Source organism: Paraglaciecola hydrolytica (assembly GCF_001565895.1).
Classification (GTDB): domain Bacteria; phylum Pseudomonadota; class Gammaproteobacteria; order Enterobacterales; family Alteromonadaceae; genus Paraglaciecola; species Paraglaciecola hydrolytica.
In genome coordinates this window covers 165,790-181,356 of record NZ_LSNE01000020.1, presented here as the reverse complement: position 1 = coordinate 181,356, position 15,567 = coordinate 165,790, and the positions used below count along the sequence as shown (strand labels likewise).

The following is a 15,567-nucleotide window of genomic DNA, read 5'->3' as shown; positions in this document are numbered from 1 at the left end:
CGTAAATTGCTTGACGAAGGTCGTGCTGGTGAAAACGTAGGTGTGTTACTACGTGGTACTAAGCGTGAAGACGTAGAGCGTGGTCAAGTATTATGTAAGCCTGGTTCAATCAAGCCACATACTACATTCGAAGCTGAAGTATACGTATTGTCTAAAGATGAAGGTGGCCGTCATACTCCATTCTTCAAAGGCTACCGTCCACAGTTCTACTTCCGTACTACTGACGTAACTGGCGCTGTAGAGCTTCCAGAAGGCGTAGAAATGGTAATGCCAGGTGACAACCTTAAGTTTGTTGTTACGTTGATTCACCCAATCGCGATGGACGAAGGTTTACGTTTCGCTATCCGTGAAGGTGGAAGAACTGTTGGCGCCGGCGTTGTTGCAAAAATCATTGCATAATAGTCGCTACTAGCAACCTCTAAAAAAGCACTCAAATGAGTGCTTTTTTTATGCGCCAACGGTTTTCCACCGAAACGGATTTCCGTGACTATATTGTCTGGAACAATATAGAACGACCGGAGGTCGGCCCGCAGGGCGAAGGACAGGGTGAAAACGGAAAAAGGAACAGCAAATATTTTTGCTGTTTCCCGTTTGAACGACCCGAGCTCTGCGAGGGGCTGGAACGTCCGGAGTAACGTGGCCGTACTGTTGGTGCTGGCGTAGTAGCAAAAATCATCGCTTAATTTTATTAAGTCTGATGCAAAAAAGGTCACTTAGGTGGCCTTTTTTTATGCCCCTGACTTAGCCACACAAATTTAAGATTGAAGAATGCATGTGACCATCGGGAAGTTGAAAGGTAGAATAATCACGAACAACTCACAAAATTACTACGTGAAGTGATAATCGTATTGCTGCAAACTAGCTTGATAAGCGCCTTATTAAATAAAAATCACAATTAAAAAAAATTGAAAGAGAGCTCATGTTACAAAAACATATTAAACAAGCAGTGAGTTTTGCCTTATGGGAAGACTTAGGGGGTAAATCGGTCGAAGAGGGTGACATTACCGCTAATTTGATCCCAGTTGAGCAAACTATTACTGCTGACGTGATTACGCGCGAAGCATGTATATTGGCGGGTAGTGCGTGGGTTACAGAAACTTTTCAGCAACTGGACCCCACTATTAAATTGCAATGGTTTGCCAAAGATAGTGACAAACTCAGCGCTGGTCAGCGTATATTTCAAGTATCAGGCCCAGCTCGTGCTTTGTTAACGGGTGAAAGAACAGCCCTTAATTTTTTACAAACTCTCAGTGCTACCGCTACATTAACGGCGCAATGTGTAGAGGAACTAAAAGGCACACACACCCAATTACTCGATACCCGAAAAACCTTGCCTGGTTTGCGTATGGCGCAAAAATACGCGGTAACATGTGGCGGTGGTAAGAATCATCGTATAGGCTTGTTTGATGCATTTTTGATCAAAGAAAATCATATACTGGCTTGTGGCTCAATTGCTCAGGCAGTCAGTCGCGCACGTATGCAACACCCTGATTTACCAGTCGAAGTTGAAGTAGAAAATCTTGATGAATTGGCTCAAGGTATAAATGCTGGGGCCGACATCATTATGTTAGATAATTTTAGTGTGCCGATGATTAAGCAGGCTGTAGAGCTTAATCAGCGTAAAGCCAAACTGGAAGTATCGGGCAATGTAACACGCGATCAGCTTAAAATATTGGCCGCAACAGGTATAGACTTTATTTCTTCTGGTGCCTTAACTAAGCATGTGAATGCAATTGATTTATCTTTCCGCGTGATAGCCAAAGGTTAAGGTCTAAAAGTGAGCTGTTTTACACTTAAGACTAAGGTATGTGTTTACATACTTGCCAGAATGCGATGTCGTTCTATACTGAACAGGAATTTAAAGAACGCCATAAAGCAGCCCACTGTCACTGGCACAAACTTGTAAAACCACAATACACTGAAAAGTGTTGGAGATTTAAACCATGAACATGACTCAATTGAACAACGTTAAAAAACAAGGCGGCTTCACACTAATCGAATTAATGATTGTGGTAGCTATTATCGGTATTTTGGCCATGATCGCATTGCCTGCTTATCAAACTTATACAGCTAAAGCTGGGTTTACTGAAGTGGTTTCTGCTGCTGGCCCTGCTAAAACAGCGGTTGAAGTATGTGTACAAACCGGTATTCCTACTGACTGCTCAACCATTGTTCCACAAGCTGGTTGGTCAGCTAGTCCCTTGGTGACAAGCGTTGCGATTACAGGCGCTGCAGGTGGCCCATATACTATTACTGTAGTTCCTACTGCTGGTGTACGTAGTGGTGTAACTGCTACTGAAACCTATGTAGCTATTGGTACGGTTTTAAATGGTACAACCACTTGGACAACTCTTACTGGTGGATGTGTTGCAGCTAACCTGTGTTAATCTCTGGTTACTAATTAGCTAAATATTTATAGAAGCCCAGATTTGTCTGGGCTTTTTTGTTTAATCTCTACTCGGTACTGAATCTATGGCTTCTGCTCCTATTACTTTTGTTTACTCCGGCGCCAATAAAAAAGGTCAGGCAGTTAAAGGTGAAATTTCGGCCCTCTCGGTATTAGAGGCTAAGAATTTGCTGCGTCGTCAGGGCATTTCAGCTAAAAAGGTAAAAAAGTTAACAACTCCTTTATTTGGTAGAGGCGCAGAAAAAATCAAGCCGGTGGATATTGCCGTAGTATCTAGGCAGTTAGCCACTATGCTCAGTGCGGGTGTCACCTTAATTCAGTCGATAGATATGATTGCTCAGGGTCATCACAATGTAAAAATGCGTAAAATGTTGGGTGATATCAGTAATGAAGTAAAAGCCGGTAATCCTCTCTCCAACTCGTTGCGTAAACACCCCGAACAGTTTGATGATTTGTATTGTGATTTAGTTGAAACTGGCGAACAATCCGGTGCCTTGGAGACTATCTATGATCGTATCGCGATATATAAAGAAAAAGCCGAAGCCTTAAAATCTAAAATCAAAAAAGCGATGTTTTATCCTATTGCCGTTATCGTAGTGGCTTTTATTGTTACCACCATATTATTGATTTTTGTAGTGCCGCAGTTTGAAGAAATATTCAGTAGTTTTGGTGCTGAGTTACCCGCTTTTACCCAATTTGTTTTAATGATTTCACGTTTTATGCAGGATTACGGCTTATTTGTTGGTGCTGGCATATTCGCTTTTGGGTATTTATTTGGCAGAGCCCATAAAAAATCCAAAAAATTGCGAGATTCGGTAGATGCCAAAATACTCAAAATTCCGGTTATTGGTGAGATATTAAAAAAAGCCTCGGTAGCCCGTTTTACCCGTACCCTGTCTACAACTTTCGCGGCAGGTGTTCCACTTATTAGCGCTTTGGATTCGGCTGCCGGGGCTGCCGGTAATGCCATTTTTCGTGATGCCATATTATTTGTTAAGAAAGAAGTGGCCGGTGGTATTCAAATGAATACGGCAATGCGTGGTACAGGGGTCTTTCCCGAAATGGTGGTGCAAATGATAGCCATCGGTGAAGAAGCCGGCGCAGTAGATGAAATGCTCAGCAAAATTGCCTCGATTTACGAAGCCGAAGTTGACGATTTGGTTGACGGTTTAACGAGCTTACTTGAACCCATGATTATGGCGGTATTAGGTGTGGTCATTGGTGGTTTGATTGTCGCGATGTATTTACCGATCTTTGAAATGGGTAATGTTATTTAGCTAATAGCAGCTTCGAGTTTCGAGCTATAGAACAACCACAAGGCAATTTTGTAGGAGTTAACTGTAGGAGCTGCTTTAGTTGCGAAGGATTTTGTTAATATTTGTTCGGGCCTAAGGCCCTCCTACATTTAATATAGCTTTCGTCATTCCGGTGGGCTTTTGAGCCGGAATCGGTTTGTTTTAATCGTTTATGGATCCCTGCTAACAGCATGCAGGGATGACGGTAGGTAGGGTAGGAGTTGCTTTAGCTGCGAAAGATTTTGTTAATATTTGTTCGGCCCTAAAGACACTCCTAAAAAAGACAAGTCACTATTGTGTGATAGCTTGATATAAGGTTTTCTGGCAAGCTATGACGTTTTTCTTTCACTTATAAAAGTCTGTCAAAATGAATGCAATGATACAACTCATGGCCGAGTCTCCGGCATATTTTATTAGCACAGTGTTTGTGGTCAGTTTGTTGGTAGGCAGTTTTCTTAATGTGGTTATTTACCGCCTGCCCATTATGATGGAACGCAGTTGGCGCCGTGATTGTGAGCAGTTTTTACATCCCGACAGTGTTAACTCACAAGCCGAAACAACACCTTTTAATCTAGTTAAACCCGATTCAACCTGCCCTAAATGTCAGCACCTTATCCGCGCTTGGGAAAATATTCCTGTTGTTAGTTGGTTAGTGCTCAGAGGTAAATGCAGTAAATGCAGTAACCCAATCTCCATCCGTTACCCCTTAGTTGAATTGACCACTGCAGTTTTAAGCAGTTTAGCGGCGTGGCATTTTGGATTTGGCATGGCTGCCATGGTTGCTGTGCTGGCTACCTGGTTATTAATCGCCATGACCTTTATTGATCTCGATAAAATGTTATTACCCGACCAACTGACCTTGAGTTTGTTATGGATTGGTTTAGTGGTGAGTGTCAGCGATACTTTTGTATCAGCACAAGACGCCATTATTGGCGCAGCTTTGGGGTATGTTTGCCTATGGAGTTTATATTGGGCATTTAAATTGCTGACCGGCAAAGAGGGCATGGGTTACGGAGACTTTAAACTGCTTGCTGCTCTTGGCGCCTTGGTTGGCTGGCAACAATTACCCGTGGTGATTTTACTCTCGTCATTTGTTGGTGCGATAGTTGGCGTGAGCTTAATCGTCATTCAAGGACGAGATAAAAGTCAGCCTATTCCCTTTGGGCCTTATTTGGCCGCGGCAGGTTGGTTAACCTTGTTATACGGCGACTGGCTAGTTGATCAATATTGGAATTTGCTACTGTAGTATGCAAGTAGTAGTCCCTTAGGAATAGTAACAATGAGTCGTTTAGTCATAGGTTTAAGTGGCGGTATTGGCAGTGGTAAAACCACGGTAAGTGATTTATTTGCGGCCCTTGGTATAGCTATTATTGATGCTGATGTTATTGCTAGGCAAGTGGTTGAACCTGGCACTCCAGCACTTCAAGCCATCATTATAAAATTTGGTACACAAGTGCTCAACGATGGCGGTGAGTTAAATCGTAGTCAACTTAGGCAAGTGGTCTTCAGTGATCCTGCGAGTAAAGATTGGCTAAATGAGTTGTTACATCCCCTTATTCGTGCACAAATGTTAAGCCAAACTCAATCCGCGCAGTCTGCATATTGCATTCTCAGTGTGGCTCTATTGGTTGAAAACAAGTTAAGCGAACTAGTTGATCGCGTATTAATTGTTGATGTAAGTGAGGCGACTCAGTTGGCTCGCACCGTTAAACGCGATAACAGTAATGCCGAACAGATAAGTGCCATTATGCGGGCGCAAGCAAGTCGTGCCGAGCGTTTAGCCGTGGCTGACGATGTTATTGAAAATGAAGGCAATGCCAATGAACTAGTAGCAAAAGTGGCATTACTGCACAGTCAATATCTTAAGTTAGCCGCGAGCCGCGGAAGTTAATCGGCCGTTTACTCTAAACTCATAGCAATTTCCTATTCACAACTCTGCTTTTTACTTTTTTTTGTTTATAAAACTGGTTAAGGTGGAGCTTGAGCAACTACTCTTGGGATCACACCAAATGCGCGTTAACTTTCTACTTGTTTCTTTGATTATATTTTCGCTTTCAGCGATAGCGAAAGAGGATAAAACCCTAACGATCAAAGATTTTACTCAGGGCATGCAGCAACAAACGGGCTTTTTTAGTTTTTATTATCAGGCTGAACAAGACAAAGTATTTCTACAAATCAATGATTTTACTCAGACATTTTTATTCCAAAGCAGTATGCCCCAAGGAATTGGCTCTAATGATATCGGCCTCGATCGTGGGCAATTGGGTGAAACTCGCTTAGTAAAATTTGAGCGTTATGGCAATAAAGTGATGCTCAAACAACTCAACACCACCTATAGAGCAAGCTCTACCAATGCCGCAGAGCAAGCCAGTATTGATGAAGCTTTTGCCGATTCAGTTATTGCTGGGTTTCCGGTAGTGGCGGTTGATGGCAAAAGTGTATTGATTGATTACAGCGCGTTTTTACTCTCGGATATTCATAATATCAGCGGTCAATTAGACAATACCAAACAAGGCTCATATAAGCCCGATGCCATGCGCAGTGGGGTTTACTTGCCGCGCAGTAAAGCTTTTGCCGATAATACCGAACTCGAAGCCTTAGTGACCTTTACAGGTGGTAAAGCCGGTGAATATCTGCGCCAAGTCACGCCCGATCCCAGCAGTATTTCTGTGCATTTACACCATTCGTTCATTCGTTTACCCGATGATCAATATCAACCCCGCCAGTTCACACCTTACTCAGGTTATTGGGAAGTAGGTTATCAGGACTATTCAGCACCTATTGATCAAAGCATGGCGGTGCAGTTGATTCCCAGACACCGTTTACACAAAAAAGATCCTAATGCCCAGGTGAGTGAAGCCGTCGAGCCCATTGTTTATTATTTAGATCCTGGCATTCCAGAGCCCGTGATGAGCGCACTGAAAGACGGCGCATTGTGGTGGGATCAAGCTTTTACCGCTATCGGTTACAAAAACGCCTTTCAGGTCAAAGTATTACCTGAAGGTGCTGATCCCATGGATGTGCGTTACAACGTGATCCAGTGGGTACATCGAGCAACGCGTGGTTGGTCTTATGGCTCATCGGTTATTGACCCACGCACCGGCGAAATTATCAAAGGCCACGTTACTCTTGGCTCGTTACGAGTCAGACAAGATTATTTAATCGCCTTAGGTTTAACCAGCCCCTTTAGTGATAACGGACAAGACGACCTCAATGTTGATACCTCAGCCCAACGTGAGATGGCGCTGGCCCGTATTCGCCAATTATCCGCCCATGAAGTAGGCCATACACTGGGCATTGCCCATAACTTTTCGCCCAGTGAATATGGTCGTGAATCAGTGATGGACTACCCCCATCCCTATGTCTCAATCAAAGATGGCAAGATTAGTTTAGATGGCGCCTATGCGGTGGGAATGGGCGCTTGGGACAATTATGTGATTGCTTATGGCTATCAGGATTTTCCCAAAGCAAGCAACGAAACAACGGCTTTGCAGGCCTTAGTGCAACAAGCGCGGGATAAAAACTATGCGTATCAGTCTGATCCAGATGCACGTCCAGGTCATGCGGCTAATCCCTCTGGAAATCTGTGGGACAGTGGCGCAGATGCAGTTGACGAACTCGCGCGTTTAAGCAAAGTACGTGAACTAGCCTTAGCTAACTTTGGTTTAAAAACCCTCAAAAGTGGCAGCAGTTTATCGTCACTAGAAGAAACCCTAGTACCAATCTATTTGCTGCATCGTTATCAAGTCGAGGCCGTGGCTAAATTGGTCGGTGGCGTAGATTACGAATATGAACTTAAAGGTGATTATCCTCAGGCCAAAGGGGCAGTCGCAGTTGCTGCTGATAAACAAAAAGCGGCGATTAATGCACTGTTAACGACGCTGCAAACAGATTATTTAGCTATTCCCGAATCCATTACGCGTTTGATTACGCCAAAAGCCTACGGTGAGTCGCGCAATCGAGAAAGTTTTAATGGTCGCACCGGTTTGACCTTTGACCCTCTAAGTGCGGCAGAATCTGCGGCCAATTATAGCGTGGAGTTATTGCTTAAAGCCGAACGTTTAAATCGTGTAGCCCAGCAAGCAACAAACAAAAAAGGTGCGCCAACGGTAAGTAGTGTAGTGGCTAGTTTGTTTGCCAATACCATTCAAAAAAGTCAGTCAAAGTCACATGCCGAGTTGGCAAACCGTATCAGTCATGTGGTGCTTAACGCCACGGTTAACGCCAGTTTGCAAGATAACTTAGCGCCTGAAGTACGTGCTGAGCTTGAATTAGGCTTGTTGGATTTACTTAAGTGGCTCAAAAACAACGAGCGTAATTCTCAGCATAAGATCATGGCAAAACAGCTAGAGCAATTTATGCAAAGTGGTGAATGGAAGTCGTCTTTTAAAGCCAAAGCATTACCACCAGGATCACCAATCTAAATGTTAGATATCAACAATCAAAGTCGTTTTTGCCCCGAATGTGGGGCACAAACGCTCACTCAGCATTGTATTAAATCCTTTGTCTGTGGCACCTGTGGTTTTACCTATTTTCACAATGTGGCAGCAACCGTGACAGGTTTTATCTTTTACGACAATAAGTTGTTATTGGTTAAACGCGCCCAGCAACCCTGTTTAGGCATGCTGGATTTACCCGGCGGTTTTGTTGATCCAAATGAGTCTAACGAACAAGCCCTAATACGTGAGCTGCAAGAAGAATTACAATTGCAGGTTGATAGTATGCAATACATGTTTTCGTTTTCTAATAGCTATTGTTACAAAGCGGTGACCTATCCCACCTTGGATAGCTTTTTTATCATTAAGCTCAGTGTTTTACCTGAACTTGCCATCCAAGAAGAGGAGCTAAGTGGCTACAGCTGGCGAGATCCCAAAGACATAATCCCCGACACACTCGCATTTGAATCACATAAAAAAGCCCTAGCAGCCTGTATTGCTAATTGGCTGTAAAAGGGAAGTAGAAAAAGCAGTAAATAGATGCTAGAAACTAGAAACTAGTGTAGAGCTAAAGCAACAGACAAAAGCTACTTACCACAGAGTGCACAGAGAGTTGACTGGTTAAGAAACAGCAAAAACTACTAAACACAGAGGCCACCGAGTAATAACTATGCGGCTGCGCCGAAAGACAAAAGCATCTAACCACAGAGATCACAGAGGCTGCTCTGCACAGAGAACAGCAACAATATTTAATGTTAAGAAACGCTTGGACCTTGTCTTAACCAAATTTATTGTCTTTCCTCTGCGCCCTCTGTGGTAAGTAGCTTTTGTCTATTGCGTTAGCTCAACACTAGCCACTGGCGCCAAAACAGCAAAGCGATTCCGGCCCACAAGACCACCGGAATGACGGAAGCTTTTCACCTCAGAGGCTGCTCTGCACAGAGGTAACAAAAGATTGGGTGTTAAGACGACAGACTTCAAAACACCAGCTCCTTGTCTTAACCAAATTTATTGTCTTTCCTCCGCGCCCTCTGTGGTAAATAGCTTTTGTCTATTGCTTTAGCTCTACACTAGCCACTGGCGCCGAAAGACAAAAGCATCTAACCACAGAGTGCACAGAGGCAGCTCTACACAGAGAACAGCAACAATATTTAATGTTAAGAAACGCTTGGACCTTGTCTTAACCAAATTTATTGTCTTTCCTCTGCGCCCTCTGTGGTGAATAGCTTTTGTCTATTGCTTTAGCTCTACACTAGCCACTGGCGCCGAAAGACAAAAGCATCTAACCACAGAGTGCACAGAGGCAGCTCTACACAGAGAACAGCAACAATATTTAATGCTAAGAAACGCTTGGACCTTGTCTTAACCAAATTTATTGTCTTTCCTCTGCGCCCTCTGTGGTGAATAGCTTTTGTCTATTGCGTTAGCTCTACACTAGTTTCTAGTTTCTAGTTTCTGCTTATTCCGCTTTTTGGCTTTAGCTTTGCATAATCGCTTGGTACAATCGTTTGGTTATCTTGATAGTGACATCAAATTATTACGTCAAATGGAAGTTATGACACATTTCTCATATTTAAAGCCCTTACATGGCGTACAATTGATCGATAAAACGGCTGGTAGTCATATTCATGATTCGGTGCGTTTTACACTTCCATTTGAACAAGTTGATAGCCTACCTGTTTCCAACAATGCACCTATTTGGCAACTCAGTGATCAAGGCGAGCGCTACACCACTGAAATTAACCTTTACAGCCATTTAAACAACTACAGCTTAAATATTAATTGCGAAGGCAGTGGCACCTTTGTATTTGATTCGCAACACATGCAAGTGAGTTGGCAAGAGGGTGGTACCAGTTACGAACACTACATTCAAAGCACGGCCATCGCCTGTTGGCTCGAACTACAGGGGGTGCCTTGTATTCACGCTAATGCCATGTGTCACAATAATGATGCATTTTTATTTATTGCACCAAGTCGGACCGGAAAATCTACCCTAACTACCCATTTATTGAGTTATGGTTTTCAGATGATGACAGACGATATGGCCGCGCTGCATCATATCCAGCAAGGCCGTTACGAAATATACCCAAGTTGGCCAAAAATAAGACTATGGCCTGATTCGGTAACCAACTTGATTGGCACAAAACTTGATGATGCAAATAGCGTGAGCAAAGACAATAATACCAGCCAAGCTAATCAGCAATCAACTCATGTTGGTTTACATGTCATCGAGCAAAAAAATGTGCATGCTAAATTTGCCAAACAAGAACTTGAACTGGATGTTGAGCAAGGTAAAGTATGGCGCGAAAGCAGTGCCCCCTTAAAAGCGATTTACTTTTTAGAGCGCTCAGATGATATCGAAGAAACCTGCAATATAGTGCAGTTAAGTGCCAGTAAAGCCATGATACTCTTGCTACAAAACAGTATGCTGGCCGACGCCTATATTAATTTAGGTTTAGAAGTACAACGCTTACAGTGGTTCGCGGTTTTACTGGGTAAAATAAAAATGTATAAAATCATTTATAAAAATGGTTTGCAGCATTTACCTGAAGTATCTGAACAAATAAAACAGCACAGTTCAACACTGTAATAACGGGTTAATACACAAGTGTTAGATTGCAAAAAATGAAGATATCTAGGGAAAGCGATTCATGAGTGAAAACGACGGATTTGTCCGTAACAACATCAACCAGTTTGCCTTTATGTATCGACTTATCGATATCATGCTTATTCAGCTATGTTTGGCACTGGCCAGCTTACTGTATATTGATAAATACGATACCAAGTACTTTATGCTGGGTTTGATTGCCAACCTTAGCTTTATCTTTTTTGCCGAACTATTTGCCTTGTATCGTTCATGGCGTGCCAGCTCATTAAAAGAGATGTTGTTCTACGCCAGTGCCGCATGGGTGATGACCTTATTCCCGATTTTTGTATTTTTGTTTTTTACCAAACAAACCGAATATTTCTCACGTGTAGTTTTAGGCACCTGGATAATCAGCGTTACCATCTTGCTGTGTGCATGGCGTGTACTATTCAGGCAAATACTATTTGCTATGCGCCGTAACGGCCGCAATACCCGCAGTGTTGGCATAGTCGGCTTAACCAAACGTGGTATCGATCTATACAACGAAATCCAAAACCACCCCGAAACCGGCTATAAAATCACCGCCTTATTTGATGAACGAGGCCCTGACAGAATCGAAGATAAGTACTTAGACTACTTTAGGGGCGGCATTGATGAAGCAGTGCGTATGGCCCAAGAAGGTAAAATAGAAATTCTGTTTATTGGCTTACCCATGCAAGCCACCGACCGAATTAACGGCGTATTAAAAGCCTTAGGCGATACCACAGTCGACGTACACATATTACCCGACATGTTTACCTATAATTTGTTACATGCCCGTATGGGCCATGTGGGCGAGATGCAAACCATCAGCATCTACGATAGCCCCATGAAGGGCGGCTATCAAATAATGAAGCGCCTTGAAGACATCAGCCTTTCAATTGGCATACTCGCCTTAATCGCTATACCAATGTTAGTGATTGCAGCGGCAATCAAGCTTACTTCTAAAGGCCCAGTCATCTTTAAGCAAGACAGATACGGCATGGATGGTAAAAAAATCAAAATCTATAAATTTAGATCCATGACAACCCAAGATAATGGCGACGACATAAAACAAGCCACCAAAGGCGATACGCGCATTACGCCACTTGGGGCTTTTTTACGCCGCACCTCACTCGACGAACTACCCCAATTTATTAATGTATTACAGGGTGATATGTCGGTAGTGGGCCCACGCCCTCATGCCATATCCCACAACGAGTTATACCGTAAACAAATCAACTACTACATGCTGCGCCATAAAATGAAACCAGGCATCACAGGTTGGGCACAAGTTAACGGCTGGCGCGGTGAAACCGACACGGTCGACAAAATGGAAATGCGCATAAAATACGACTTATTTTATATCCGTAACTGGTCACTTTGGTTCGATTTTAAGATAGTCATATTCACGGTGTTAAGAGGTTTTGTAGGTAAACATGTTTATTAATTCTATTAGTGAATTTAGTAAAAATACATATTTTAAAGTTGAGAGCTATATAGTATTTGTATTTCTTTTTCAATACTTTTTCTACATAAAAGACTTACCAAATTTATATTATTTACAAAAGTTAATTTTACCACTAATACTTTCCATTATTACAATATTTATATTAATAAAAAAAAATAATAAATCCGAAAAAAGAATATTCTACATTTTTTTTGGTTATATCTTTATTTTAGTAAGCTCCAGTGTCGGCTCAACTTATTACTTTAATCAACCATTACTTTATTCGATTGTTGCAGAAGGCAAACTACTTGCCGCAGCATCGATATTTCTTGGGTACTACTACATAAAAAAAAGAAACGTTTCAGAGAAGGAATTACTTCACATATTAATGGTGTTGTTTTGGATAACAATTTCATTATACGTATATTTTCAGTATGCGATTGATCCATCTAAATACTGGCATCAAGACAGTCAAATTTTCATACTAGATTCAAAAGGTTTTAGAATAAAACTACCTGTTCAATTAATTACATTTGTTTCTTTTTATGCTTTAGCTAACCTAGAAAAAAACAAACTTAATATTGTTATATATGTAATAACATTATGGTACTTAACAAACTTCCATGACCAAAGGTTCTATTTATTTGTTTTCATCCTTGTTTCTTTAATAATACTGGTAGTGCGATATTTCCAAAAACATTGGAAATCATTGTTTTTTTTAGCAATACCAATCACCTTGCTCTCATTATTTCAATTATCTGACATAGTAAATTATCTGTCTAATGTTGATTCCATTTCAATTAGAGGTAATAGGTTTTTTGTGATTGAAGAGTTTTTACACAAAGGAAATTTGTTAAATTACTTTCTAGGAGCAGGAGAAATAAATGAGAATTGGAAGCTTAAAGAATTTCTATTTAGAACTCGTTTCTCATCATCTGACTTCGGAGTTATAGGGATATTTTATGAGTTTGGAATATTTGGAATTATTTTCTTTTTCTTTTTTTATGCTTATATCATGATGAAAATAACTAAAATAAAAGACGGAGTGCTTCAAGGATTTAAGTATTTTTTCGTATTTTCATTTTTTCTATCATTACTATCTCCTTATCTCTTTTATTACGCAGGTCTACTATGCGGCATGGTAGGTATTATGGAAAATTACCTCACCCAAAATTATAGAACAAATAAAACAGAGCCTAACTCAGATTTCAAACAAGGATGAAAGAGATTTTATGAAAAAATACTTAGCAGATTATCTGTCCGGTAGAAATAACAATTTTAACCTAGTACGGTTTATTGCTTCTATAATGGTACTTGTTAGTCACAGTTTTGTCATAGTAACTGGTTCTAAGTATTCTGAGCCTTTAAGGGTTAGCCTCAATATGACATGGGGCAGTATTGCGGTAGATGTTTTTTTTATTAGTAGTGGTTTTCTCATATATAACAGCTTTCAAAGAAAAAAAAGCCTACTTTCATTTACTTGGGCAAGAATAGTCAGAATATATCCTGCATTGTTCTTTTGCGTGATATTTACTGTATTTGCAATAGGAATAGTATCTTCAGAACTCCCTCCTGATAATTATTTATTGAGTAATCAGGTTTATGTGTACTTAATAAAGAATATATTATTAATCACAGGAATAGAGTATCAACTACCTGGTGTTTTTCTTAACACACCTTTAAATAACATGGTCAATGGTTCTTTATGGACTTTACCCTACGAATTACTAATGTACTTGCTTTTAGCACTATTCCTAATTTCATTAAAACTAATTAATAGCAATTCAAATATTCCACTTTTTTTACTAATTACGGTAATCATATTAGCTACAGTCAATATATGTATACATTTAACACCTAACCTATCCAGTAGTTTAATAAAACTAACTTTCTTTTTTTTCTGCGGCGCTACATATTGTGCTTACGCTAACAAAGTAAAACTGTCGTTCCGTTATTTTATTTTGAGTCTGGTCGTGATTATTATAACTGCTTTTAATAAAGATATTTTCGTATTCGGTTACTTTATTTTTTTGCCCTATGTTATTTTTTACTTAGCATATATTCCGTCTGGTTTTATCCTGAATTTCAATAAATTAGGTGACTACTCATATGGATTGTATTTATATGCGTTTCCTATTCAACAGATTATTGTATTTCAAATACCTAATATCACTATTTCACAAATGATAGTTTATTCATTTATCTGCACACTTGTGCTAGCTATTTTGTCTTGGCAATTAATTGAAAAGCGCGCATTAAAAATGAAAATTAAATAAATGAACCTCATAAAATTTAATATTTTAAATAGTACTAACGAGGCTGATTTAAATGCAAAAAGATATAATTAAAAATATTAGTGTACTTTCGGGTATGCATAGAAGTGGTACCACTTTTCTTGGAAAAATTTTCCAAGAGTCAAATCATTATCATGTTTTCCATGAACCTTTCAACCGAACTTTTGGTTTGAAAGAAGTCAATTTCGATTATATTGATGTTAATACTGAACAAAATTTAAATTACCTAAAAAGTATTTCAAAGTTCGAAAATTTATCATTTTCAAGAAGTAGCCATTTTGACAGTCCTTATAAAAAAGTTTTACGTAAAATATGGGGAGGGAGAACGGAACAAGAGTGGCGAAAAATAAGATTACGTAATCTGTTCCAAAGTAAAAGTATCATATTAAAAGACCCCTTTTTAAGTCGCTCAAACTTGTTTCTCACCCAAGAACTCAATATCAAAGTTATATATGTGGTACGTCATCCATGTGCGGTATGGAATTCGATTAAAAATATGGGCTGGAAATTAAATTTACAGCACTACTCTTCTGCTAGTAACTCCGAACTACTACATAGATACTTCAATGCTGATGAAATTGTAAAGTTTTCTATAATTTGGGCGGATCTTCAAGCACATAATATTAAAATAAAAAATGATAATTACAAACTCATTAAACATGAAGATCTATGTATTACCCCCCAAGAAGTTATACAAGATTGCCTGCAATTTTTCGGAAATGAAAATGACGGCCTTGACGCTAAAATTGTTGAAAAGTATATGAATACAAGTAATAAAAGTAAAAAAAAATCTCAACTTCATAGCTTCAAAAGAAATCCTATTGAACTTACCCGAGCTTGGGAATCGGAATTAAGTAAAGAAGAAATTAAAATAATTATGCAGCACTGCGAAAAATTTACGTCCATAATTTACGAGAATTAAATAATTAAACTTAAATTATTGAACTCACTCACTTTTATAACTTAGAAAATGGTTTTTAAATGAAAAAAATAACAATTGGTTTACTTTGGCATAACTTTCTTTCAGGTAATTTGGGGGTTGGCGCTTTAAGTTATTCCCACGCCACACTTATAAAAGAA

14 protein-coding genes are annotated in these 15,567 nt (G+C 40.0%); all 14 read left to right on the top strand.

Going from position 1 to position 15,567, the window contains the following annotated elements; genetic code table 11:
* A partial coding sequence (locus tag AX660_RS22350) for an EF-Tu C-terminal domain-related protein (RefSeq protein ID WP_456095290.1) occupies positions 1–399 on the top strand: 399 nt, incomplete at its 5' end.
* 35 nt (positions 400–434) lie between these two features.
* A complete protein-coding gene (locus tag AX660_RS23145; RefSeq protein ID WP_131811856.1) occupies positions 435–635 on the top strand; it encodes a hypothetical protein in 201 nt (66 codons plus the stop codon).
* 284 nt (positions 636–919) lie between these two features.
* Positions 920–1,768: a carboxylating nicotinate-nucleotide diphosphorylase gene (gene nadC / locus AX660_RS22345; protein WP_068382332.1), complete on the top strand. Its 849-nt coding sequence runs from the start codon at positions 920–922 to the stop codon at positions 1,766–1,768.
* 175 nt (positions 1,769–1,943) lie between these two features.
* Positions 1,944–2,387 (top strand): pilin, encoded by a 444-nt coding sequence (locus AX660_RS22340; protein ID WP_068382330.1) that lies wholly within the window; start codon positions 1,944–1,946, stop codon positions 2,385–2,387.
* A gap of 85 nt (positions 2,388–2,472) precedes the next feature.
* On the top strand, positions 2,473–3,684 hold the full coding sequence (locus AX660_RS22335) for a type II secretion system F family protein (RefSeq protein WP_068382328.1): 1,212 nt from the start codon (positions 2,473–2,475) through the stop codon (positions 3,682–3,684).
* Positions 3,685–4,069: 385 nt separating this feature from the next.
* Positions 4,070–4,948 (top strand): prepilin peptidase, encoded by an 879-nt coding sequence (locus AX660_RS22330; RefSeq protein WP_068382326.1) that lies wholly within the window; start codon positions 4,070–4,072, stop codon positions 4,946–4,948.
* Positions 4,949–4,981: 33 nt separating this feature from the next.
* Positions 4,982–5,593, top strand: coding sequence for a dephospho-CoA kinase (gene coaE / locus AX660_RS22325; protein WP_068382324.1), 612 nt, complete (start codon positions 4,982–4,984; stop codon positions 5,591–5,593).
* 118 nt (positions 5,594–5,711) lie between these two features.
* Positions 5,712–8,126, top strand: coding sequence for a zinc-dependent metalloprotease (locus AX660_RS22320; RefSeq protein ID WP_068382322.1), 2,415 nt, complete (start codon positions 5,712–5,714; stop codon positions 8,124–8,126).
* Positions 8,127–8,651 (top strand): NUDIX hydrolase, encoded by a 525-nt coding sequence (locus AX660_RS22315; protein WP_068382320.1) that lies wholly within the window; start codon positions 8,127–8,129, stop codon positions 8,649–8,651.
* A gap of 1,042 nt (positions 8,652–9,693) precedes the next feature.
* A complete protein-coding gene (locus tag AX660_RS22310; RefSeq protein WP_131811855.1) occupies positions 9,694–10,728 on the top strand; it encodes a hypothetical protein in 1,035 nt (344 codons plus the stop codon).
* Between the two features lie 61 nt (positions 10,729–10,789).
* Positions 10,790–12,193: an undecaprenyl-phosphate glucose phosphotransferase gene (locus AX660_RS22305; protein WP_068382316.1), complete on the top strand. Its 1,404-nt coding sequence runs from the start codon at positions 10,790–10,792 to the stop codon at positions 12,191–12,193.
* Positions 12,183–13,415, top strand: a complete 1,233-nt coding sequence (locus AX660_RS22300; protein WP_068382314.1) for a hypothetical protein — start codon at positions 12,183–12,185, stop codon at positions 13,413–13,415. The genes AX660_RS22305 and AX660_RS22300 overlap by 11 nt, the downstream gene beginning before the upstream one ends.
* Positions 13,416–13,425: 10 nt before the next feature.
* Complete coding sequence (locus tag AX660_RS22295) at positions 13,426–14,469, top strand: acyltransferase family protein (RefSeq protein WP_068382312.1); 1,044 nt, start codon at positions 13,426–13,428, stop codon at positions 14,467–14,469.
* Positions 14,470–14,521: 52 nt separating this feature from the next.
* Positions 14,522–15,409 (top strand): sulfotransferase domain-containing protein, encoded by an 888-nt coding sequence (locus AX660_RS22290; protein WP_068382310.1) that lies wholly within the window; start codon positions 14,522–14,524, stop codon positions 15,407–15,409.
* Positions 15,410–15,567: the final 158 nt, after the last annotated feature.

Coding starts and splice junctions, on each gene's coding strand:
- AX660_RS23145 (WP_131811856.1), top strand. CDS start 435: ATGAGTGCTTTTTTTATGCGCCAACGGTTTTCCACCGAAACGGATTTC.
- nadC (WP_068382332.1), top strand. CDS start 920: ATGTTACAAAAACATATTAAACAAGCAGTGAGTTTTGCCTTATGGGAA.
- AX660_RS22340 (WP_068382330.1), top strand. CDS start 1,944: ATGAACATGACTCAATTGAACAACGTTAAAAAACAAGGCGGCTTCACA.
- AX660_RS22335 (WP_068382328.1), top strand. CDS start 2,473: ATGGCTTCTGCTCCTATTACTTTTGTTTACTCCGGCGCCAATAAAAAA.
- AX660_RS22330 (WP_068382326.1), top strand. CDS start 4,070: ATGAATGCAATGATACAACTCATGGCCGAGTCTCCGGCATATTTTATT.
- coaE (WP_068382324.1), top strand. CDS start 4,982: ATGAGTCGTTTAGTCATAGGTTTAAGTGGCGGTATTGGCAGTGGTAAA.
- AX660_RS22320 (WP_068382322.1), top strand. CDS start 5,712: ATGCGCGTTAACTTTCTACTTGTTTCTTTGATTATATTTTCGCTTTCA.
- AX660_RS22315 (WP_068382320.1), top strand. CDS start 8,127: ATGTTAGATATCAACAATCAAAGTCGTTTTTGCCCCGAATGTGGGGCA.
- AX660_RS22310 (WP_131811855.1), top strand. CDS start 9,694: ATGACACATTTCTCATATTTAAAGCCCTTACATGGCGTACAATTGATC.
- AX660_RS22305 (WP_068382316.1), top strand. CDS start 10,790: ATGAGTGAAAACGACGGATTTGTCCGTAACAACATCAACCAGTTTGCC.
- AX660_RS22300 (WP_068382314.1), top strand. CDS start 12,183: ATGTTTATTAATTCTATTAGTGAATTTAGTAAAAATACATATTTTAAA.
- AX660_RS22295 (WP_068382312.1), top strand. CDS start 13,426: ATGAAAAAATACTTAGCAGATTATCTGTCCGGTAGAAATAACAATTTT.
- AX660_RS22290 (WP_068382310.1), top strand. CDS start 14,522: ATGCAAAAAGATATAATTAAAAATATTAGTGTACTTTCGGGTATGCAT.